The following is a 21501-nucleotide window of genomic DNA, read 5'->3' as shown; positions in this document are numbered from 1 at the left end:
CCGGCTGATACCTTGCCCTGCGTGACAGCGGTAGCAGTGATCGGTGCGGCCGGTCGGATGGGCAGGGCCACCGTCGACGCGGTGGAGGCAGCCGGCGATCTCACGCTCAGCGCGAGCATCGGCCGGAACGACGACCTGGTGGCCGGGCTCGAGGGCGCGGACGTGGCCGTGGTCATGACCGGTCCCGAGGGGGTGGACGACATCGTGGCCACCTGCGTCGAGCAGGGCGTGCACGCGGTCGTCGGCACCACCGGCTGGACCGGGCCCGGCCTGGCGAAGGTACGCGCGGCGCTGGAGAAGTCGCCGTCCACCGGGGTGCTGCTGGCGCCCAACTTCGCGCTCGGCGCGGTGCTGCTCATGCGTTTCGCGGCCGAGGCGGCCAAGCACTTCGAGTCGGTCGAGGTGGTCGAGCTGCACCACCCGAACAAGGCCGACGCCCCGTCCGGCACCGCCCGGCACACCGCCGAGCAGATCGCCGCCGCCCGCCGCGAGGCCGGGGTGGGCCCGTCGCCCGACGCGACCACCGCGTCCCTCGACGGCGCCCGGGGTGCGGACGTCGAGGGGGTGCGCGTGCACTCGGTGCGGCTGCGCGGCCTGGTGGCGCACGAGGAGGTGCTGCTCGGTGGGCCGGGTGAGCAGCTGACCATCCGCCACGACTCGTTCGACCGGATCTCGTTCATGCCCGGTGTGCTGCTGGCCGTGCGCCAGATCGCGAACCGGCCCGGTCTGGTGCAGGGGCTCGAGCACTACCTGTGAAGCGCTCCGTCAGCGCCGCGCGGCCACACCCGCCATCGACACGATGGCGTCCTCCAGGGGCCCGCGGCGCTTCGGTGCGCCCCAGAGCAGCCCGATGATCACGGCGCCGACGACGTTCAGGGCCAGGAACGGCCACGGCGGCACCAGCGGATCCGCGCCGGCGGCGTTGAGCCCGACCGCGAGCACGTGCACGCAGTAGAGCGTCAGCGTCATCGAGCCGGCGGCGGCCAGCATCCGCACCGGCACCACCTCACCGAGCCGGCCCACCACGAGCAGGGTCAGCCCGAGCACCAGCAGCGACGTGCCGGTGGTGTGCACCAGGTCGGTGATCGAGCCGCTGTGGGCCACCCGCACCAGCAGCCACCACGGGTCGTTCACCGGGGTGACGCCGTAGAAGCTGGAGTTCGGTGTGGCGTCGGTGACCGAGTAGCGGCTGAGCAGGCCGTCGGTCACCAGCGTGCCGAACCCTCCGGCCAGGCGCACGGCCACCTGTGACACCAGCCAGGCCCCGGCCGCGAGCGCGGCGCCCACGGCCGTCACCAGCGCCGCCGTGCGCGGCTGCCGCAGCGTGAGCCGGCCCACCGCCAGGCCCGCGAAAAGGTAGGTGGTCCAGGTGAGCACGGGGTAGTAGCCGGTCAGCAGCAGGTGCCGCAGCACGGAGACCGGCTCGGCCAGCGACGCCCAGGACAGGTTGTCGCCGGAGTGCTCGTCGAGCCCGCCCGGCCCGCGCAGCCAGTAGCTCACCACCGGGGTCACGAGTGCACAGGTCACGGCCAGGCCGGTCAGCGCGGGGGCCCGCAGGCTCAGGAACGGCACCGCGACCAGGAACAGGACGCCGTAGTAGGCCAGGATGATCGCGACCGGGGTGTCGGCCAGCGCCAGCGTCAGGCCGAGGGCCACCAGCGCGACCGACCGAACGAGGGTGGTGTGACGGGTGCGAGCCACCTTCGGCGGTGTGGGGTCCGCCCCGCCCGAGGCCAGGGCCAGCCCGACGCCCGCCAGCACCGCGAAAAGCGCTGCGGCGCGGCCTCCGGCGAGATCGTGCAGGGCCCCCATCGCCCCCTCCTCCGAGCCCTCGCCCGACAGGATGTGCGTCGCCATCATCCCGAAGAGCGCGAACGCCCGGGCCACGTCGATGCCCACCAGACGGCGAACGGGGGACGTGGTGGTCGCCTCCGCGGGCGACGTGGGCGTCACCCGGCCACCCAGGGATCCAAGGCCACCCACGAACCGGGGGCCACCCGCGAGCCGAGGGCCATCCACGAGCCGAGCGTCATCCGTGAACCGGGCGCCACCCGCGAACCGGCGCCCGGAAGCGTGAGTGCACCGCCGCGTCCACCATCGGCAGCCACCCGGACCCGGCCGCCCGCCTCACCCACCGACGGGCTCCCCGATCTCCGCCGTGAAACGCGCCTCGGTGACCGTGGTCCCGTCCGGCCCCGCGAACGACCGCCGCGCCCCGTCGGCCACCATGCCCGCCGACGTGAAGAACTCGACCCGGGGTGAGTCCGCCTCCGGCACCCACACGGTCAGCGACGTCAGCCCGTGGCCCCGCAGGTGGTCGACGACCGCCGACAGCAACCGCGACCCGTGCCCCGCCCGCTGGTGCCCCGGGTCGACCGCGAGAACCCCGAGCGCGCCGGTCGCCTCGTCCGCGTCCTGGTCGTCGCTGGGTGCCACCGACGCGAACCCGACCACCAGGTCGTCGGTCACCGCCACGAACACGCCGTGCTTCGGGCCCGGTGGCCGCAGCACCGCCTCGCGCCAGACCGGGGTCAGCTCGGCCGGTGTCAGCGCGGCCAGCGCCTCGGGCGGCAGCAGTTGCGCGTAGGCCAGCCCCCAGGCCCGGGCCTGGATGGAGCCGATCACCGCCGGGTCACTCGCACGGGCCGGCCGGACCAGGACGTTCGATGCCATGCGGGACATCATTTCACCCAGGACCCGGCCCGTACCCTGGCGCCGTGGCCGACAACGAATCCCTGACCGCGCTCGCGGGGCGCACCTTCGCCGCCGTCCTCTTCGACATGGACGGCACCCTCATCGACTCCACGCCCGCGGTCGAGCGCTCGTGGATGCGCTGGGCCGGCGAGTTCGGTGTCCACCTGACCGGTTTCGGCACCTGGCACGGGATCCCGGCGGCCCAGGTCGTGTCGCAGTTCCTGCCGCCGGAGCAGTGGGAGGTGGCCACCCGCCGCATCGAGCAGATCGAGACCGAGGACACCGACGGGGTCGTCGTGCTGCCCGGCGCCGCCGAGGCCCTGGCCGCCCTGGCCCCGAGCGGCCGGGCGGCGATCGCCACGTCCTGCGTGCACGACCTCGCGCTCGCCCGGATCGCGACGTCCGGCCTGATCGCGCCCGAGGTGCTGGTCACCGCCGACATGGTGGAGGTCGGCAAGCCCGACCCGGCGCCGTACCGGCTGCCCGCGCAGCGGCTCGGCGTCGACCCGGCCGACTGCCTGGTGGTGGAGGACGCGCCCGCGGGTCTCACCTCGGGCAAGGAGGCGGGCGCGGCCCGGCTGGCGCTGGCGACCACGCACAGCGCCGACACGCTCGAGGCGGACGCCGTGGTGAAAGACCTCTCCCACGTGCGCTTCGTCGTCACCACGGCCGGCGTCCGGGTAGCGTCGCGCTCATGACGTCGACGCAGTACGAAGACCTCCTGACCCACGTGATGTCCACCGGCGTCACCAAGTCGGACCGCACCGGCACCGGCACCCGCAGCGTGTTCGGCCACCAGATGCGCTTCCACCTGCGTGACGGCTTCCCCCTGATCACGACCAAGAAAGTGCACTTCAAGTCGGTGGCCGTGGAGCTGCTGTGGTTCCTGCGCGGTGACTCGAACATCGGCTGGCTGCACGAGAACGGCGTCACGATCTGGGACGAATGGGCCTCCCCGGAGGGCGAACTCGGCCCGGTCTACGGCGTGCAGTGGCGCTCGTGGCCGAAGCCCGACGGCGGACACGTCGACCAGATCGCCGACCTGGTGCAGACCATCCGCACCAACCCGGACTCGCGCCGGATGATCGTGTCGGCCTGGAACGTGGCCGAGATCGAGAACATGGCGCTGCCGCCGTGCCACCTGCTCTTCCAGTTCTACGTGGCCGACGGCGAGCTCAGCCTGCAGGTCTACCAGCGCAGCGCCGACCTCTTCCTGGGCGTGCCGTTCAACATCGCCAGCTACGCGCTGCTGCTGCACCTGGTGGCGCAGCAGACCGGTCTGGAGCCGGGCGAGCTGATCTGGACCGGCGGCGACTGCCACATCTACGACAACCACGTCGAGCAGGTGACCGAGCAGCTCAGCCGCGACGTGCGTCCGTTCCCGCAGATCCGGATCACCCCGGCCGCGAGCCTGTTCGAGTACACCTACGCCGACCTCGAGATCGTCGACTACGACCCGCACCCGGCGATCCGCGCGCAGGTGGCCGTCTGATGCGCGTGCGCATGATCTGGGCCCAGGCCCGCGGCGGGGTGATCGGCCGGGACGGCGACATCCCCTGGCACGTCCCCGAGGACCAGGCCAACTTCCGCCGCCTGACCAAGGGGTCCGCGGTGGTGATGGGCCGGGCCACCTGGGACTCGCTGCCCGAGCGCTTCCGCCCGCTGCCCGACCGGCTCAACCTGGTGCTCACCCGCGACCCGATGTGGGACGCGCCGGGAGCCTGCGTGGTGCACTCGCCTCAGGAGGCGCTCGGGAGGGCGCAGGACGTCTGGGTCATCGGCGGGGGAGCGGTCTACGCCGAGTACCTGCCCCTGGCCGTCGAGCTGGTCGTCACCGAGATCGACCTGGACGTGGAGGGCGACACCCACGCCCCCGCGATCGGGGCCGGATGGGAGGGCGAGCCCGGTGACTGGCTGGAGTCGCGCACGGGCACCCGGTACCGCTTCACCACCTATCGGCGTACGCCGGACGTGTGACCCGTGGCACGTGTCGCGGGTTTCGGTAACACCGTCCCGTGGCAGACCGATGAGCTGTGCGAGTCCCGACGCTGCTCGAACCCCCGAGCGAGTCAGCGTCGGGACTCACTCACGTCCGGGCCGTCCCGCCGTAAATTCTTGCTCGCGGCCGGTGTTCCGGCCCGATTGTGCGGGTGCGGCGTAGGGTGGGCCGGAGCTCTTGCGCCCGGCGTGGCCTGGGCCCGCGCGTCCCCGGTCGGCCGTCGCCGCGCACACCCCGGCGCCCGGTACCTTTGCGCCATGCCCGTGGAACCCGTCACCCGATCCTTCGGTTCCGTCGGCGTGGCCATGGTCACGCCGTTCACCGCCACCGGAGAGCTCGACCTCGAGGCCGCCCAGAAGCTGGCGGTGCACCTGGTCGAGGCGGGCACTGACGCTCTCGTGGTGTCCGGCACCACCGGTGAGTCGCCCACCACCAGCGACGCCGAGAAAGACCAGCTGCTGCGCGCCGTGGTCGAGGCCGCCGGCGACCGCGCGGTGATCATCGCGGGCATCGGCACCAACGACACGGCGCACACGCTCGAGCTCGCCCGCCAGGCCGCCAAGGCCGGCGCGAACGGCCTGCTCGCGGTCACGCCCTACTACTCCAAGCCCTCGCAGGCCGGTCTGGTCGCGCACTTCACCGCGGTCGCCGACGCCACCGGCCTGCCGGTCATGCTCTACGACATCCCGGGCCGCTCGGGGATCCCGATCCAGACCGAGACGCTGCTGACGCTGGCCGAGCACCCGCGTATCGTCGCGGTGAAGGATGCGAAAGACGATCTGTACGCCGGGGCCTGGCTGCTCGAGAGCACCGGCCTGGAGGTGTACTCCGGCTCCGATCAGCTGAACCTGCCCTGGCTCAGCATCGGCGCCTCCGGCATGATCAGTGTCGTCGGCCATGTCGCGGCCGGGCCCTACCGCCGGATGGTGGAGGCCGTCGACGCAGGTGACCTGGTCACCGCGCGGCGGATCAACTCCGAGGTACTGCCCGCGGTGCGCGGCGTCATGACCCGCGCACAGGGCGCGGTGATGGCGAAGGCCGCCCTGGAACTCATGGGTGTACTGCCCACAAGAACAGTACGACTGCCGCAGATGGCGGCGACGAACGAGGAGGTAGCGCTGCTGCGCAGCGACCTCGAGGAGGCAAAACTTCTTTGAACCTGGCAAATCACACCGGCTCTGCGCTCTCGACGCGCGCCGGCACTGACGCGCGCCGCGAGGTGACCGCGTGACCAAGACCCTCAGCGAGCTCGGATCCCCGCGAGCCATCAGGGCCGGCGCCCTGCGCGTCGTCGCCCTCGGTGGCCTCGGCGAGGTCGGCCGCAACATGGCGGTGCTGGAGCACCAGGGCAAGCTCCTGGTCATCGACTGCGGCGTCCTCTTCCCGGAGGACCACCAGCCCGGCGTCGACCTGATCCTGCCCGACTTCTCCTACATCGCCGACCGTCTCGACGACGTGGTCGCCGTGGTGCTGACGCACGGCCACGAAGACCACATCGGCGCGGTGCCCTACCTGCTGCGTCTCAAGCAGGACCTGCCCCTGGTCGGCTCCCAGCTCACCCTCGCCCTGGTCGAGGCCAAGCTGAAGGAGCACCGGATCACCCCGATCACGCTCGCCGTGAAGGAGGGGCAGGTCGAGGAGTTCGGCCCGTTCAGCTGCGAGTTCGTCGCGGTGAACCACTCCATCCCGGATGCCCTGGCCGTCGCCGTCACCACCTCCGCGGGCACCGTCCTGCACACCGGTGACTTCAAGATGGACCAGCTGCCGCTCGACGGCCGGATCACCGACCTGCGCGCGTTCGCCCGCCTCGGCGAGGCCGGCGTCGACCTGTTCATGCCCGACTCGACCAACGCCGAGGTCCCGGGCTTCACGATCTCCGAGCGCGAGATCACCCCGGTGCTGAACTCGGTGTTCGCCGGGGCCGAGCGCCGCATCATCGTGGCCTCGTTCGCCTCGCACGTGCACCGCGTGCAGCAGGTGCTCGACGCCGCGCACGCCCACAACCGCCGCGTGGCCCTGGTCGGCCGCTCGATGGTGCGCAACATGGGTATCGCCCGCGACCTGGGCTACCTCACCGTCCCGCCGGGTGTCCTCATCGACATCAAGGCCGTGGGCGACCTGCCCGACGAGCGCGTCGTGCTGATGTGCACGGGCTCGCAGGGTGAGCCGATGGCCGCACTCTCGCGGATGGCCAACCGCGACCACCGCGTCGAGGTGGGGGTGGGCGACACCGTGGTGCTCGCCTCGTCCCTCATCCCCGGCAACGAGAACTCGGTGTTCCGCGTGATCAACGGGCTGACCCGCCTGGGCGCGAAGGTCGTGCACCAGGGCAACGCCCGGGTGCACGTCTCCGGCCACGCCAGCGCCGGTGAGCTGCTCTACTGCTACAACATCATCAAGCCGAAGAACGTCATGCCGGTGCACGGCGAGATGCGGCACCTGGTGGCGAACGCGGAGCTGGCCATCAAGACCGGTGTGCCGCGTGAGCGCGTGCTGGTGGCCGAGGACGGCGTGGTCGTCGACCTGATCGACGGCAAGGCCACGATGGTCGGCAAGATCGACTGCGGTCTGGTCTACGTCGACGGCTCCACGGTCGGCGAGATCACCGAGGCCGACCTGAAAGACCGGCGCATCCTCGGTGAGGAGGGCTTCATCTCGATCATCGTGGTCGTCGACCCGGCCAGCGGCAAGGTCGTCGCCGGGCCGGAGATCCACGCCCGTGGTTTCGCGGAGGACGAGGCGGTGTTCGACCAGGTGCGCCCGCGCATCGTCGACGCGCTGCGCGACGCCGCGAACAATGGCACCAACACCGACACGCACCAGCTGCAGCAGATCGTGCGGCGCGTCGTCGGCCGGTGGGTCAACGAGTCCTACCGCCGCCGGCCGATGATCATCCCGCTGGTGATCGAGGCCTGAGGCCGCACGGAAAGAAGGGGGCGCCCGTGGTGGGCGCCCCCTTCTTCGTGTCCCGCGGTCAGCAGCCGAGCCGCGCGGCCTCGGTCATCGCCGTCACGTAGGCCGGCACCCCGGCGGGGGACAGGTGGATCGTGTCCTTGCCGAACCACGCGTCCGCCGTACCGAACGCGTGCTGGTCACCCTGGGCGCCCCAGTCGTAGAACGCGAGCCGGCCCTGGCTGTCGGCATTGGCCCGCAGCACCGCGTTGATCCGCGCCGCGGCCAGCTCGAACCGGTCGCCGCGCTGGGTGCCGGTGCCCTTCTTGCCCTGGCTGGCCATGCTCATGACCACCGTGCAGTGCCCGCTCACCGCCATCTCGTCGAGCATGCTCTGCAGGTTCGACAGGGTCCAGCTAAGCCGTTCCTCGAACTGCGCGTCGGTGCGGGCCTGGCTGGCCCAGCTGGCGTCGTTCGTGCCCAGCGCCACCACCACGGAGCCCGCCTCGCGCAGCCCGCGCAGCTCGTCGAGCATCGTCCAGTTGGCCTGGTCGATCGGTTCGGTCGCGTCGGGGTCGGTCACCCAGCGGCGCCCGCCCTGACCGTCCACCTGCGGACGCATCCCGAGCGCGGTCAGAGAGGCGGCCAGCGGCCCCAGCTCGGGGACCGAGGTGGTCGGGACGGCGGACGGGGTGCTCCCGACGGCCGCGGCCGTCGGGTACAGGCTCGAGGTGACGGGCGGGACGTTCTCGTCGGCCACACCGCCGTCCTGCCCCACGGCGGGCACGATCAGCTGGGCGGTCAGGCTGTCGCCGACCACCGCGACCGAGCCCTTGCCCACGGCTCCCGGCCCGAACGCGGCCGCGTAGACCGTGCAGGCGCCGTCCGGCGTGACGTACCGCGGTGACATCGCGGCCGAGACGGCCACCCCGGACAGCCCCGACATCGGCGCGGTCAGCGAGTGGTCCCAGGCGAAGTCGGTGCCCGCGGCCTCGGCCGGGGCCTGGTTCCAGCGCAGCTGCCAGCGGTCGCCGCCGCGGTCGGTCCAGGCGCCGTCGGGCAGCGTGCGCGCGGCCATCGCGGTCGGCACCACGCCGATCTGCGGGGTCACGGTCCACGAGACCCGCCACTGCTGGCTGCGCGAGGGATCGGTGCAGGTGGACGAGCCGGTCTGCCCGGCCTGGGCGGGCCACGCGGGCACCGGGTCGGGTTCGAGCCGCCGGATCCCGACCACCGCGGCGATCACGGCCACGGCGACCAGCACGACCACGAACAGGGCCGGTCGGGTGTAGGGATGATGATGCAAGGGGCGGGCCGCACCGGTTTCCGGCTCGGCGTCCACCCGTAGTTCCTGGGCCGGCACGCCCCTGAATGTAGGGTGCCCGGTGCGTGCACCCGTAATCGCCCCTTCGGTGTGTCAGTCTCGAGGGGGTAAAGAGTTGAGTACGGAACAGGCGTTCACCCCGGCCCCGTGACGCTCGGCGTTGCACCCGTGATCAGGCGTGGCTATCGCGTAGCCTCGCCACCATGGCGACCCGTACGTCCACATCTGGCGGCAGATCTTCACGCTCGGCTGCCTCCCGAAGTGCGGCCGGCCGCTCCCGCAGCACCAGTGCGTCCAAGGGCCGCGCGCCGGCCAAGAAGGCAGCCGCGAAACCCCCCGCCCGCCGCAGCGCGCCGTCCCGTCCCGCCCTGCCCTTCCGCATGCTCGCGGCCCTCTACATGGGCGTCGCCCACCTGCTCGGCGGGGGAGCGCGGCTGGTCGGCCAGGGAGCCCGCGACCTCGACCCCGACCACCGCCGCGACGGCCTCGGCTTCATCCTCATCGCCGCCGCGATCGTGGTGGCGGCCCGTGAGTGGTGGGGGCTGCCGGGCGCGGTCGGCGTCGGCGTGCACGCGGTCGTCGCGGGCACGGTCGGCAAGGTCGGTCTGGTGCTGCCCCTGCTGCTGTTCGTCTGGGGCACGATGGTGATGCGGCGTCCCGAGGAGGTCGCCTCGGTCAACCGGATCGTCATCGGCACCACCGCGGTCTGCGTCTCCGCCACCGGCCTGACCCACCTGGCCGCCGGCATCCCCGGCCCCTCCGACGGCGCCCGCGAGATGCGCGCGGCGGGCGGCATGATCGGCTACCTGAGCGCCGCCCCGCTGAACGCCGGCGTGAGCCTGTGGGGTGCCGTGCCGATCCTGTTGCTGCTGGCCTTCTTCGGCGTCCTGGTCGTCACCGCCACCCCGGTCTACGCCATCCCCGAGCGCCTGCGGTACCTGCACGACTCGCTCACCGGCATGGGCACCGACGACGACGTGCGCTACCTCACCCGTCGCCGCCGCGGGCACTCCGACGACGACGGCCCGCTGCACGGTGACGAGGCCTACGCCCAGGCGATCGTGAAGCCGGAGGACGGCGACACCGCGCCGATCCCGACGAGGCCCCGCAAGAAGCAGAAGGTCTTCGACCTCGACGCGGCCGAGGAGGCCGACCGCGAGCGCGAGGCCGGTGAGATCGGGTTGTCCGAGCTGATGGACGCCGGCCGCGCCGCTCCGAAGCCGAAGCCCGACCTTCCGCCGCCCCCGCCGCCCGCCCCCTCGGCCAAGCTCCAGCCGGTCCCGTCGAAGGCTCCCGAGGCCCCGGAGACCACCCAGCTGCCCGAGCGCGTCGAGCAGCTGCTGCTCGCCGGTGACGTGACCTACCACCTGCCGCCCTCCGACATCCTGGCCGCCGGCCCGCCGCCCAAGGAGCGCAGCGAGGCCAACGACAAGGTGGTCGAGTCGCTCACCCGGGTGTTCGAGGACTTCGGCATCGACGCGCAGGTCACCGGCTTCAGCCGGGGCCCGACGGTGACCCGCTACGAGGTCGAGGTCGGCCAGGCGGTGAAGGTCGAGAAGGTCACCGCGCTGAGCAAGAACATCTCCTACGCGGTGGCCAGCGCCGACGTGCGCATCCTGTCGCCGATCCCGGGCAAGTCGGCGATCGGCATCGAGATCCCGAACACCGACCGCGAGACCGTCTCGCTCGGCGACGTGCTGCGCAGCCAGACCGCGCGCCGCTCCGAGCACCCGATGGTGATGGGCGTGGGCAAGGACGTCGAGGGCGGCTACGTCATCGCGAACCTGGCCAAGATGCCGCACATGCTGGTGGCCGGGGCCACCGGTGCGGGTAAGTCGTCGTTCGTGAACTCGATGATCACGTCGCTGCTGATGCGCTCCACGCCCGACGAGGTGCGCATGGTGCTGGTTGACCCCAAGCGCGTGGAACTGACCGCCTACGAGGGCATCCCGCACCTGATCACGCCGATCATCACCAACCCGAAGAAGGCCTCCGAGGCCCTCCAGTGGGTGGTGAAGGAGATGGACACCCGGTACGACGACCTGTCGGCGTTCGGGTTCAAGCACGTCGACGACTTCAACAAGGCCATCCGCAACGGCTCCGTGGTGCTGCCCCCGGGCAGCGACCGGCAGCTCACGCCGTACCCGTACCTCCTGGTCGTGGTCGACGAGCTCGCCGACCTGATGATGGTGGCCCCCCGGGACGTGGAGGACGCGATCGTCCGCATCACCCAGCTCGCCCGCGCCGCCGGCATCCACCTGGTGCTGGCCACCCAGCGTCCGTCGGTCGACGTCGTCACCGGCCTGATCAAGGCCAACGTGCCGTCGCGGATGGCGTTCGCCACCAGCTCGGTCACCGACTCCCGGGTGGTGCTCGACCAGCCCGGCGCGGAGAAGCTGATCGGCCAGGGTGACGCGCTGTTCCTGCCGATGGGTGCCTCCAAGCCCATGCGCGTGCAGGGCGCCTGGGTCAGCGAGAGCGAGGTGGAGCGGGTCGTCGAGCATGTCAAGACGCAGCTCCAGCCGGTCTACCGTGAGGACGTCGCCGCGCAGGTGGTGCGCAAGGAGATCGACGAGGACATCGGTGACGATCTTGAGTTGCTGCTCGCGGCTGCCGAACTGATCGTCACCTCGCAGTTCGGGTCGACCTCGATGCTGCAGCGCAAGCTGCGGGTCGGGTTCGCGAAGGCCGGTCGCCTGATGGACCTGCTGGAGTCCCGTGGCGTGGTGGGACCGAGTGAGGGCAGCAAGGCCCGTGACGTCATGGTGAAACCGGACGATCTTCCTGGCACGCTGGCTCTCATTCGGGGGGAGACCCCGCCGGATGACGATGCCGGGCGGGTAGAAGATCTATGGGAACCAGGTATGGATGATGATTGACGAAATGGGCGAGGAAGCCGCCCCCCTTTCTGCGGACGATGTGACCGGTACCGAGCTGGACCTGCTGGTCTGGGACGCGCCCAACATCGACATGACGCTCTCGAACGTGATCGGCGGCCGTCCCTCGGCCCAGTCCCGGCCGCGGTTCGACGCGGTCGCCAAGTGGCTGCTGGCCCAGGCGGGCGAGCGGGAGGTCGAGGGCGCGGTGTTCGCGAACGTGCCGCCCGGTGGCGCCGCCACCATGCGGGGCTGGGTGGAGGCCATCCGGTCGTTCGGTTACGCGGTGTTCGCCCGGCCCAAGCTGGGCCCGCTCGACGACGTGGACGCCGACATGCTGGCCCACATCGCCGAACGGCACCGCACCCACACGCTGCGGCGTCTGGTGGTGGCCAGCGGTGACGGGCGTAACTTCAACGAGCCGCTCGAGGAGCTGGCGCGCGAGGGCGTCGACGTCACCGTGCTGTCGTTCGTCGAGGTGGCGGGCTACGCGCAGGAGTCCGAGGTGATCCGGTTCGTCGACCTCGAGGACGTGCCCGGGGCCTTCACCACGCCGCTGCCGCGCGTGCGTCTCGACAACCTGCCCGCCGGTGGTGCGTGGCTGCAGCCGACGCGCTCGATGCGCTCGCTGCTCAACGAGAACGCCGGCGCGAACACCGGCGCCTGAGCTCAGCTGCTGTCCCCGGGGCGGTCCGACTGCTGTCCCCAGGGCGGTCCGACTGCTGTCCCCAGGGCGGTCCGATGGTGGACGACCCGGTCGCCGAACGCGGCCGGGTCGCCTGCCGTCGGGGGTCGGGACCGCTGCGGTTCGCCCTCCGAACGGGGCTTCCGGGACTCACAACCTGCTCACATCCGGCGCCTTCGGGGCCAGGGCAGAAACGGCACACCGAAACGGCCAGTAGTCTGTGGCCGTGGTTGCCCCTCGTTCCGACACCCGTTCCGTCGCTCTGGTCACCCTGGGATGCACCAGGAACGAGGTCGATTCGGAAGAATTGGCCGGTCGCCTGGCCGCTGCCGGGTGGGAGCTCGTCGACGACGCCGAGAACGCCGACGTCGCGGTGGTCAACACCTGCGGCTTCGTCGAGCAGGCGAAGAAAGACTCCATCGACGTGCTGATGGAGGCGGCCGAGCTGAAAGACGGCCCGGCCCGCACCAAGGCCGTCGTGGCCGTCGGCTGCATGGCCGAGCGGTACGGCGAGCAGCTGGCCGAGTCGCTGCCCGAGGCCGACGCGGTGCTCGGGTTCGACTCCTACGCCGACCTCTCCACCCACCTCGACGCGATCCTGCACGGTGAGAAGCCGAAGTCGCACGTGCCGGTCGACCGGCGCACGCTGCTGCCGCTGACGCCCTCCGCGCGCGCCGGTGCCGGCGCCGGGGTCTCGGTGCCCGGTCACGGCGCCTCGTCCGACCCGGTGATCATCGGCGACCTGCCCGACGGCGTGGCCCCGGTGAGCGGCCCGCGGGTGATCCGCCGCCGTCTCGACGGCCGGCCCTGGGCCCCGCTCAAGCTGGCCTCCGGCTGCGACCGCCGCTGCGCGTTCTGCGCCATCCCGGCCTTCCGTGGTGCCTTCCTGTCGCGCCGCCCGGCCGACGTGCTCACCGAGGCCCGCTGGCTGGCCGAGCGCGGCGTCAAGGAGCTGTTCCTGGTCAGCGAGAACTCCACCTCGTACGGCAAGGACCTGGGTGACATCCGCCTGCTCGAGACGCTGCTGCCCGAGCTGACCGCGGTCGAGGGCATCGACCTGGTGCGGGTCTCCTACCTGCAGCCGGCCGAGCTGCGTCCCGGTCTGCTCGACGCGATCGCCACCACGCCCGGCGTGGCCCCGTACTTCGACCTCTCGTTCCAGCACTCGTCCAACGCGGTGCTGCGGCGGATGCGCCGCTTCGGCAGCACCGGCGACTTCCTGAGCCTGCTCGGCACCGTGCGCCAGAAGAGCCCGCTGGCCGGCGTCCGGTCCAACGTGATCGTCGGGTTCCCGGGCGAGACCGAGGCCGACGTCGAGGAGCTGGCCGGCTTCCTGACCGAGGCCCGCCTCGACGTGGTCGGCGTGTTCGGCTACTCCGACGAAGACGGCACCGAGGCCGCCGGGCTCGACGGCAAGCTGTCGGCCGACGAGATCGCCGACCGGGTCTCGCACATCACCGGCCTGGTCGAGGAGCTCACGGCGCAGCGGGCCGAGGAGCGGATCGGCGAGCGCGTGCGCGTGCTCGTCGAGGGTGTCGACGAAGACGATCCGGACACCGTGGTCGGCCGGGCCGGTCACCAGGGCCCCGAGGTCGACGGGCAGGTGCTGCTGCCGGGGGTTTCGGCCACGCCCGGCGAATGGGTGGACGCGGTGGTCACCGAGTCCCTCGGGGTCGACCTGGTCGCCTCACCCGTCTCCGCCCTCGACGGTGTCCCGTCCGTCGCGGTGACCTCAGCAGGGTGAGCGCCACGACCACGGCGCCCAGCAACTGGAACATCGCGAACGCGCTGACGGGGCTGCGCATCGCGCTGGTCCCGTTGTTCGCCTTCCTGATGCTGCACGGCGACGGGCACGAGACCAGCTGGCGCATCGCGGCCACGGTGGCCTTCGGCGCCGCGATCATCACCGACCGCATCGACGGCGACCTGGCCCGCAGTCGCGGCCTGGTCACCGACCTGGGCAAGATCGCCGACCCGATCGCCGACAAGGCCCTGATCGGCGCCGCCCTGATCTCGCTGTCGATCATCGGGGCGCTGTGGTGGTGGGTCACCGTGCTGGTGCTCTTCCGCGAGCTCGGCATCACCGTCATGCGCTTCTTCATGATCCGCTACGGCGTGATGGCGGCCTCGCGCGGTGGCAAGGTGAAGACCGTTGCCCAGTCGTTCGCGATCATGCTCATGGTCTGCCCCCTGCCCTCCGTGGTGGAGCCGGTGGCCTTCGTGGCGATGGCCGTGGCCGTGGCCCTGACGCTGGGGACGGGCCTCGACTACGTCTTCCAGGCCGTGCGCCTGCGCCGTACCGCGAGAGGCGGGACCCCGGCCTAGGTGCCGGGTGCGCCCGGCGACCGGCCGGGGTTGTGCCTTGCCTGGTCTGTGCCTTGCCTGGGCTTCGTCTTGCCGGACCGGGCGCGGGCGCTGCTTCCCGCCACCTCGCGGGCGGTCTCTCTGCCCAAGCCCTCGACGCGCACCGATGGCAGTCTGTGCGGGTGCCTGAGACCCGTACCGACGACGCCCCCGAACCTCGACCCGGCAAGGCCGACGTGAGCGAGCTCGAGGCGTCCCCGCACCACGTCCTGGTCGACGAGTCAGCTGCGGATGTCGACCAGAGCGCGGCCCAGATCGTTTCAGCCCTGAGCGAACAGGGGCGCACCGTGGCGGTCGCCGAATCGCTCACGGGCGGCATGGTCTCGGCCTCGCTGGTGGCGATCGCGGGTGCGTCGGCGGTGCTGCGCGGGGCCGTCGTGGCCTACGCCGTGGACGTCAAAAGGGATGTTCTGGGCGTCGATCCGGATCTGCTCTCGGCGAACGGCCCCGTCGATCCGGAGGTCGCCGCACAGATGGCTCACGGGGTCCGGCGCCTGCTGAAGGCGGACTTCGGCCTCGCGACGACCGGGGTCGCCGGGCCCGGGCCGGCCGACGGGGCCCCCGCCGGGCGCGTTTTCGTGGCCGTCGCGGGCGCCCTGCCGAAGGTCCCGGAACCGGCGACTGATCAGCGCTTTTACCTCCCCGTAGGTCACGGCGAGATCACGGCCGCGGTGCTCCGGCTGGACCTGCCGGGAGACCGTGCGGCGGTCCGCCTGGGCAGCACCGGCCGGGTGCTCGAACTGCTGGCCGACCTCATCAGGTGACGCCCAGCTGAAGGCCTCACGCGAGGGCCCGGGAGTCAAGGGGTTGTCAAAGGTGAGTCAGGTCGCCTCAACCCCGGAACACCGGCATCCTCCGCACCGTTGATGCTCACATGTCGCCAGCTGCCAACCGGTCCGAAAGTGCTGTCTCGGCACGCGCAGTCCGGACTCCTACGCGACCGTTGTCGGTGCCGCGGGGTACGGTAAATCCACCACGACGCACATCGGCCGGTCCTCATGAATCGCGCACGATGAACGATCTGGGTATAGAACAGTCCGTCAAGTCGAACGGGCGCCGGACTGTCGGCCACACGGTCGTAACGGTTCGGGGGCAAGATGGTGCCAACACCGTCGAGTCCCGCCTTCCGGGCGGGGCGCCGAGGGTAGGACCACAGAAAGGAGGGCGCGCCATGGTGCTTCTACGGCAGGAGATCGGCGACGTGCTCCGTGATGCCAGGCGCCAGCAGGGCCGCACCCTGCGTGAGGTGTCCTCGGTGGCCCGTGTCTCCCTCGGTTACCTGAGCGAGGTCGAGCGCGGTCAGAAGGAGGCGTCGTCCGAGCTGCTGGCCTCGATCTGCGGGGCGCTCGCCGTGCCGCTGTCGTCGGTGCTGCACGAAGTGAGCGAGCGGGTCGCCGCCGCCGAGAACATCGTTCCGGCCGGTGTGCGGGTGCCCGACACCGTTCCCGACGGGCTGGCCGACGAGCTGGCCGGGGCCGCATAAACCCTAGAGTTTCTCACCACGCTGATGCCCCTCGATCCTCGCGGATCCCGGGGCATCGGCGCTTTGGGGCCGTCTCGGCGCCGGTTGGTCCGGGCCGCCGCCGAGGCCGGCCGCCCGCGATTGTGGGCCGTCCGCGAACCGGGGATCCCTTGACCTGCCCTGTTCGACGACCTGCCCTGTTCGTCGACCCGGCGGGCGCGCCCAGCCGCCGGGCCCGCGGACTGTCCGCGTCGTCCCTCGTCGTCAGCGCCGGTAGGGCGACCGGGGCGAGGTTCGCCGCCCCGAAGGTGCGCGTTCCGCGCCCAGGGGCCGCCGCTCGCGTCCGTCGTCGGTCGGCACCACCCCCGGCTGGCAGTGCGGGCACCAGAACACCGCGCGGTCGTTCGGTGCCTCCCCGAGCTGTGCCACCCGGATCGTCGTCCCACAGCGTCGGCAGGGCCGCCCCGACCGCGCGTGCACGTACGCCTCCTGCCCCTTCCGCGCATTGCCCGTGGTGACCTGCGTGGCCCGGTCGACGTTCACCACCATCAGCTTGTGCGCGAGGCGCACCAGCTGGTCGAGCTTCGTCACCGAGGAGGTCGGCGTCCACGGATTCACCCCGCGCAGGAACGCCGCCTCACTCATGAAGAACGTGCCGATCCCCGCGATCACCCGCTGATCGAGCAGCACCAGCCCGATCTCACGGGTGCCCTGGTCACGCACCCGCTGCACGGCGACGTCCGGATCCCAGGCGGGGGAGAGGATGTCCATGCCCAGGTGCCCGACCAGTGTGTGCTCCCGGTCGGTGGCGACCAGGTCGAGCATGCCGAGGTGATGGCCGATCGCGGTCCACTCCGAGTTGGCCAGCACGGCACGGATCTCGTGCTCGGTGCGCGGCCTCCGCCACGGCTCGCCGGTGCGGTGCACGTGCCAGGAGCCCTCCATGCGCAGATGGCTGTGCAGCGTGGCGTTCTGCTCGAGCCGGATCAGCAGGTGCTTGCCGATCGCGACGACCTCGAGCACCTCCAGGCCGACCAGGTTCTCCTCGGCGAGCGACGGCCAGCGCAGGTCCGCCGTGATCAGCTCACGTCCCGCGAGCGCGGCGTGCAACCGGCGCGCGGACCGCAGAACGACGTCACCTTCGGGCATCTGCCCAGCATGCCCGCAGGTCGGTGAAGGAGCCCGCCGGACCGGCCGGGTCAGTTCCACAAGGAACATTGCACAAGAAGTCTTGTGGAACTAGCCTGGGGGACATGACGCCGAGTGGAGACCCGGAGCAGCGTGACGGTGAACGGCCCGACCGTGCCGCCGAAACCGTCCGCCTCACCGATCCCAAGGCCATGCGTGTGCTGGCCCACCCGCTGCGCATCACGCTGCTCGGTGAGCTCCGGGTGCGCGGCCCGCAGTCGGTCGGCATGCTCGGCGACCTGGTCGACGAGGCCCCGGGCACGGTCAGCTACCACGTGGGCAAGCTGGCCGAGTTCGGCTTCGTCGAAGAAGCTCCCGAGCTGGCCCGCGACCGGCGCGAGCGCTGGTGGCGGGCGGTGCACGCGTCCACGAGCTGGTCGCCGGCCGACGATCTGAAAGACCCGGAACGCCACGTTGCCTCGAGCGCGCTGCGGCGCGCGATCGCGCATCGCTACGCCGATGTCTTCGAGCAGTACCTCGTCGCCGAACCGGCGATGCATCCCGACTGGGTGCACGCGTCCACCACCGGAGACGCCTATCTGCACCTCACCCTCGATCAGATGCGCGATCTGCAGAGTGAGGTGAACGATCTGGTCGAGCGCTGGGAAGCCCGGTCCGTGGCCAACGACCGCGAGAGCACGCAGACCGCGGTCCTCGTGTACCAGCTCTTCCGGAGGCCGGAATGACGCCGGCCGGCAGGCCGCTCCGCGCGCTCTACGCCGCCCACACCATCTCGCTGACCGGCAACATGATCACGCTGATCGCCCTGCCGCTCTACGTGCTCGAGGTAACCGGCTCGGCGTCCGCCACCGGTGCCGCCGGAGTGATCGCCAGCCTGCCCATCGTGCTCGGTGACGTCTTCGGCGGGGTCGTGGTCGACCGTCTCGGCTACCGGCGTGCCAGCATCCTCACCGATGTCCTCGGCGGCCTCTTCGTGGCCCTGGTGCCGATCCTCCACGTCACCGTCGGCCTGCCGCTCGGCGCGGTGCTGGCCCTGCTCTTCGTCGGCTCGCTGATCGACGCACCGGGCCAGACCGCGCGTCGCGCCCTCCTGCCGGAGGTGGCGAAGGAGGCCGGGGTTCCGCTGGAACGTGCCGTCGGCTGGATGGAGGCCACCGAGCGGGGCGCGCGGTTGCTGGGGGCGCCCGTGGCCGGGTTCCTCGTCGTGGCGCTGGGGGCGCTCGAGGCCCTGTTCGTCGACACGGCCACGTTCATGATCTCGGCGTTGCTCGTGGCCCGCCTCGTGACGTTCAGGAAACCGACGGTGGACGGGCCGGTCGAGTCGGCCACCTCGTCCGGCATCGGTGGGGTCACCTCGAAGGAGCAGAGCTACTGGACGGGATTGCGGGAAGGGCTGACGTTCGTCGCGAGAGAGCCCGTGCTGCGGGCAATCGTGCTGCTCGTCGTGGTGACGAACCTCTTCGACGCCGCCGGCAGCACGGTGCTCACGCCGGTGTACGCGCAGCGTGAGCTCGGGGGAGCGGTGGCCCTGGGGCTGATGGTGGGGGCGATGGGTGGCGGGGCCATGGTCGGCTCGCTGCTCTTCGGCGCGATCGGCCACCGTCTGCCCCGCCGGCGCACCCTGGTCGTGGCGTTCACCATCTGCGGCGGCCCGGTGTTCTTCGCGCTCGCGGCCGGGCTGCCGCTGTGGGCGCTGGTCGTGGTGAAGGCACTGGCCGGGCTGGCCGCGGGGGCGATCAACCCGATCCTCGGCACGGTCATGCTCGAGCGCATCCCCGACCGCATGCGAGCGCGGGCGTTCGGCCTGATCAACGCCGGGTGCTGGGCCGGGATGCCGCTGGGCAGCCTGGGGGCGGGCTTCGCCGTCGACCACCTGGGGCTGCGGCCCACGCTGCTCTTCATCGGGGTCGTCTACATGGTGATGACGCTCCAGCCGGCGAGGGGCGGGGTCTGGGTGGGCATAGACCGCATGGCCAAACCGATGCCGGTCACGGCCTGACGTCGCGCAGCTCGCCCGGGTCCCGCGACAGTCCGGGGCGCCCGTTGGGGCTGTGCAGCGCCTGGGCCAGCACGCGCCGTTTCGGGTCAAGACCCTCGGCCAGCGCGGCACCGATCGCGGTGAGCTGCTCGAACTGCTCGGCGGAGAGCCGGTTCACGAAGATTTCGTTGACCAGGCCGATGTGGCCGGCCGAGGCGGTGGTGAGCTTGTCCCAGCCGGCATCGGTCAGCTCGATCTGACGGGAACGGCCGTCGCGGGCGTGCATCCGGCGCTGCACGAAAGCATCGGCCTCCAGGCGGGCCACCACCCGGGAGATGCGGGGCAGGCCGAGGTTGGTGGTGGCGGCCAGGTCGGTGAGGCGCAGGGTGTGCCCGTCCGACTCGGCGAGCTGGGCCAGCACCAGGAACTCGACGAACGACAGGTCGCTGTCGCGCAGGAGCTGGGCGTCGAGCGCCACGGGCAGCAGCTCGACCACCGCGACCAGATTGAGCCACGCGTCCGCCGCCCGGCGGTCCAGCCAGCGGGTGCCCTCGGAGGCCATGTCCGGTCCCGGTGTCCCGGGACTCTCGTCGTGCTTCGTCATGAACAGCCCGTCTCGTCCCGTGTCCTTGGTCCCGATGTCAGGGCCCATGGTTGCGATCGCAATCATCCAGTGCTCTACTTGCGATCGCAAGTAAGTAATTGAGCACTCAAGCATGGAGTAGGTCATGAAGATCGGCATCATCGTCGGCTCGGTCCGTGACGGCGCGCGGCGCACGGAGGCCATCGCCAAGTGGGTCCTCGCCGCGACCGACGGCCGGACCGACGCGGAGTTCGAGCTGATCGACCTGAAGGCGTTCGACGTTCCGCTGCTGACCTCGTCGGTGGTGCCCGCCGCGGCCGGCAAGAAGTACGAGTCGGCCAACGTGCAGCGCTGGAGCGAGGCGGTCGACGCGGTCGACGGCTTCATCTTCGTGACGCCGGAGTACAACCACGGCGTGCCCGGCGCCTTCAAGAACGCCTTCGACTCACTCGGTGCCGAGTGGGCCAGCAAGCCGGTCGGTTTCGTGTCGTTCGGGGCCGACGGCGGTATCCGCGCCGTCGAGCAGTGGCGTCAGATCGTGGCGAACTTCCACATGGTGGACGTGCGGGCGCAGGTCGCGCTCTCGATGTTCTTCGACGTCGAGCCCAGCACCCAGGAGTTCGCGCCGATGGAGCGTCGTCAGGGGGAGGTCGCCGGTCTGCTCGAGCAGCTCGTCGCCTCGGTGAAGCTGCACTCGCAGGCTGTCTGAGCGCCCGTCCTCTCTCGCCGCGCAGGACCGCATCCGTTCTCACGGGGTGGGCCTGCGCGGCTTCGGTGTCGAGAGGAGTTCGCCGATCGGACGGGACCTGCCAACCTGGTCGTCTGCCCGGCGACAGGAGCCTGACATGAGCGAAACCTGGCCCTCCGGCCTGGCCGGGGTCCTGAGGCTGCCGTCCGGACGTCTCGTTCGTGGCCGCGGCCTGCGACACGGCCCTCCGCCCGGCCCTCCTCCGGAGTTCGGCCTCTACCTGCTGGGCGGCCCGCCGCCGGAGGTCGGATGGGAGTCGAGGTGGCTGCGCTGGCCGGACTTCCGTCTGCCCGGCGACTCGGCCGACGCGCGGGAAGCCTTGCGGGACATCCTGACCCGCGCCGGCACCGAGCGCGTCGAGATCGCCTGCAACGGTGGACGCGGGCGCACCGGCACCGCCCTCGCCTGCCTCGCCGTGCTCGACGGTGTGCCGCCCACCGAGGCCGTGGCCTATGTGCGCGAACGGTATTCACCACATGCGGTCGAGACGCCGTGGCAGAAGCGCTACGTCAGACGGTTCGGGCAACCCTGACCTGCCGCACCACCGTGACCCCATCTCAACCCCCGGTGCTCGACGGTCTATGTCCGGCCCCGGCGAGCGCTCCCTGGGGCCGGTGCTGCCGAGCCCGGTGCTGCCGAGCCCGGTGCTCCTCGGGCCGGTGCTGCCGGACTCAGCGCTTCTCGGGCCAGCGCTGCCGGGCCAGTGCTGCCGGGCCAGTGCTGCCGAGCTCAGCGCTCCCCGGCCCA

General features: G+C 71.5%; 22 protein-coding genes. 16 read left to right on the top strand and 6 right to left on the bottom strand.

Annotated elements, in window-relative coordinates; genetic code table 11:
• The first annotated feature begins 21 nt into the window (after window positions 1–21).
• Window positions 22–756: a 4-hydroxy-tetrahydrodipicolinate reductase gene (gene dapB, locus J2S57_RS02110; protein ID WP_307237652.1), complete on the top strand. Its 735-nt coding sequence runs from the start codon at window positions 22–24 to the stop codon at window positions 754–756.
• Between the two features lie 9 nt (window positions 757–765).
• On the opposite strand, the gene J2S57_RS02105 is transcribed toward dapB, so the two are convergent.
• Genes J2S57_RS02105 through J2S57_RS02095 form a run of 3 tightly spaced genes read right to left on the bottom strand, consistent with a single transcriptional unit; the run spans window position 766 to window position 2673 of the window.
• On the bottom strand, window positions 766–1953 hold the full coding sequence (locus tag J2S57_RS02105; RefSeq protein ID WP_307237650.1) for a heparan-alpha-glucosaminide N-acetyltransferase domain-containing protein: 1188 nt from the start codon (window positions 1951–1953) through the stop codon (window positions 766–768).
• Window positions 1950–2135 (bottom strand): hypothetical protein, encoded by a 186-nt coding sequence (locus J2S57_RS02100; protein WP_307237648.1) that lies wholly within the window; start codon window positions 2133–2135, stop codon window positions 1950–1952. The genes J2S57_RS02105 and J2S57_RS02100 overlap by 4 nt, the downstream gene beginning before the upstream one ends.
• Complete coding sequence (locus J2S57_RS02095; RefSeq protein WP_307237646.1) at window positions 2128–2673, bottom strand: GNAT family N-acetyltransferase; 546 nt, start codon at window positions 2671–2673, stop codon at window positions 2128–2130. The genes J2S57_RS02100 and J2S57_RS02095 overlap by 8 nt, the downstream gene beginning before the upstream one ends.
• 44 nt (window positions 2674–2717) lie before the next feature.
• Between J2S57_RS02095 and J2S57_RS02090 the strand changes: the two genes are divergently transcribed.
• From J2S57_RS02090 to J2S57_RS02070, 5 genes are all read left to right on the top strand, one after another.
• On the top strand, window positions 2718–3392 hold the full coding sequence (locus tag J2S57_RS02090) for an HAD-IA family hydrolase (RefSeq protein WP_307237644.1): 675 nt from the start codon (window positions 2718–2720) through the stop codon (window positions 3390–3392).
• Complete coding sequence (locus tag J2S57_RS02085) at window positions 3389–4186, top strand: thymidylate synthase (RefSeq protein WP_307237642.1); 798 nt, start codon at window positions 3389–3391, stop codon at window positions 4184–4186. The genes J2S57_RS02090 and J2S57_RS02085 overlap by 4 nt, the downstream gene beginning before the upstream one ends.
• Entirely contained in the window at window positions 4186–4671 is a 486-nt protein-coding gene (locus J2S57_RS02080; protein WP_307237640.1) for a dihydrofolate reductase, read from the top strand. Before J2S57_RS02085 ends, J2S57_RS02080 begins: the two co-directional genes overlap by 1 nt.
• Before the next feature lie 279 nt (window positions 4672–4950).
• A complete protein-coding gene (dapA, locus tag J2S57_RS02075; protein ID WP_307237638.1) occupies window positions 4951–5850 on the top strand; it encodes a 4-hydroxy-tetrahydrodipicolinate synthase in 900 nt (299 codons plus the stop codon).
• Window positions 5851–5920: 70 nt separating this feature from the next.
• Entirely contained in the window at window positions 5921–7609 is a 1689-nt protein-coding gene (locus J2S57_RS02070; protein WP_307237636.1) for a ribonuclease J, read from the top strand.
• Between the two features lie 58 nt (window positions 7610–7667).
• Here the strand turns inward: J2S57_RS02070 and J2S57_RS02065 are convergent, their stop codons facing one another.
• Window positions 7668–8948 carry an SGNH/GDSL hydrolase family protein gene (locus J2S57_RS02065; protein WP_307237634.1) on the bottom strand — a complete coding sequence of 427 codons (1281 nt, stop codon included), beginning with the start codon at window positions 8946–8948 and terminating at the stop codon, window positions 7668–7670.
• A 164-nt stretch (window positions 8949–9112) separates the two neighbouring features.
• Here J2S57_RS02065 and J2S57_RS02060 point away from each other — a divergent pair, with 164 nt between their 5' ends.
• The 6 genes from J2S57_RS02060 to J2S57_RS02035 all read left to right on the top strand — a co-directional run bounded on the left by J2S57_RS02060 (window position 9113) and on the right by J2S57_RS02035 (window position 16317).
• Complete coding sequence (locus J2S57_RS02060) at window positions 9113–11788, top strand: FtsK/SpoIIIE family DNA translocase (protein WP_307237632.1); 2676 nt, start codon at window positions 9113–9115, stop codon at window positions 11786–11788.
• A gap of 4 nt (window positions 11789–11792) precedes the next feature.
• Window positions 11793–12452, top strand: coding sequence for an NYN domain-containing protein (locus tag J2S57_RS02055; RefSeq protein WP_307237630.1), 660 nt, complete (start codon window positions 11793–11795; stop codon window positions 12450–12452).
• Between the two features lie 244 nt (window positions 12453–12696).
• A complete protein-coding gene (rimO, locus tag J2S57_RS02050) occupies window positions 12697–14214 on the top strand; it encodes a 30S ribosomal protein S12 methylthiotransferase RimO (RefSeq protein ID WP_307237627.1) in 1518 nt (505 codons plus the stop codon).
• Window positions 14211–14795: a CDP-diacylglycerol--glycerol-3-phosphate 3-phosphatidyltransferase gene (gene pgsA, locus J2S57_RS02045; RefSeq protein ID WP_307237625.1), complete on the top strand. Its 585-nt coding sequence runs from the start codon at window positions 14211–14213 to the stop codon at window positions 14793–14795. Before rimO ends, pgsA begins: the two co-directional genes overlap by 4 nt.
• 248 nt (window positions 14796–15043) lie before the next feature.
• On the top strand, window positions 15044–15598 hold the full coding sequence (locus J2S57_RS02040) for a CinA family protein (protein WP_370882548.1): 555 nt from the start codon (window positions 15044–15046) through the stop codon (window positions 15596–15598).
• 407 nt (window positions 15599–16005) lie between these two features.
• Entirely contained in the window at window positions 16006–16317 is a 312-nt protein-coding gene (locus J2S57_RS02035; RefSeq protein ID WP_307237621.1) for a helix-turn-helix domain-containing protein, read from the top strand.
• 243 nt (window positions 16318–16560) lie between these two features.
• Here the strand turns inward: J2S57_RS02035 and J2S57_RS02030 are convergent, their stop codons facing one another.
• A complete protein-coding gene (locus tag J2S57_RS02030) occupies window positions 16561–17445 on the bottom strand; it encodes a DNA-formamidopyrimidine glycosylase family protein (protein ID WP_307237619.1) in 885 nt (294 codons plus the stop codon).
• 104 nt (window positions 17446–17549) lie between these two features.
• On the opposite strand from J2S57_RS02030, the gene J2S57_RS02025 reads away from it, so the two are divergent.
• Window positions 17550–18170: a winged helix-turn-helix domain-containing protein gene (locus tag J2S57_RS02025; protein WP_307237617.1), complete on the top strand. Its 621-nt coding sequence runs from the start codon at window positions 17550–17552 to the stop codon at window positions 18168–18170.
• Window positions 18167–19444, top strand: a complete 1278-nt coding sequence (locus J2S57_RS02020; RefSeq protein WP_307237613.1) for an MFS transporter — start codon at window positions 18167–18169, stop codon at window positions 19442–19444. Before J2S57_RS02025 ends, J2S57_RS02020 begins: the two co-directional genes overlap by 4 nt.
• On the opposite strand, the gene J2S57_RS02015 is transcribed toward J2S57_RS02020, so the two are convergent.
• The gene (locus tag J2S57_RS02015; RefSeq protein ID WP_307237610.1) at window positions 19434–20027 is read right to left on the bottom strand and encodes a MarR family winged helix-turn-helix transcriptional regulator; all 594 of its coding nucleotides are present in this window, start codon (window positions 20025–20027) and stop codon (window positions 19434–19436) included. The genes J2S57_RS02020 and J2S57_RS02015 overlap by 11 nt on opposite strands.
• 124 nt (window positions 20028–20151) lie before the next feature.
• On the opposite strand from J2S57_RS02015, the gene J2S57_RS02010 reads away from it, so the two are divergent.
• Window positions 20152–20715 (top strand): NADPH-dependent FMN reductase, encoded by a 564-nt coding sequence (locus tag J2S57_RS02010; RefSeq protein ID WP_307237607.1) that lies wholly within the window; start codon window positions 20152–20154, stop codon window positions 20713–20715.
• Between the two features lie 136 nt (window positions 20716–20851).
• Window positions 20852–21286: a protein-tyrosine phosphatase family protein gene (locus tag J2S57_RS02005; protein ID WP_307237604.1), complete on the top strand. Its 435-nt coding sequence runs from the start codon at window positions 20852–20854 to the stop codon at window positions 21284–21286.
• Window positions 21287–21501 lie beyond the last annotated feature (215 nt).

Source organism: Kineosporia succinea, from assembly GCF_030811555.1.
Taxonomy (GTDB): Bacteria; Actinomycetota; Actinomycetes; order Actinomycetales; family Kineosporiaceae; genus Kineosporia; species Kineosporia succinea.
Note: the sequence above shows the minus strand (reverse complement) of the source record. Positions and strands in the feature narration are given on the sequence as shown.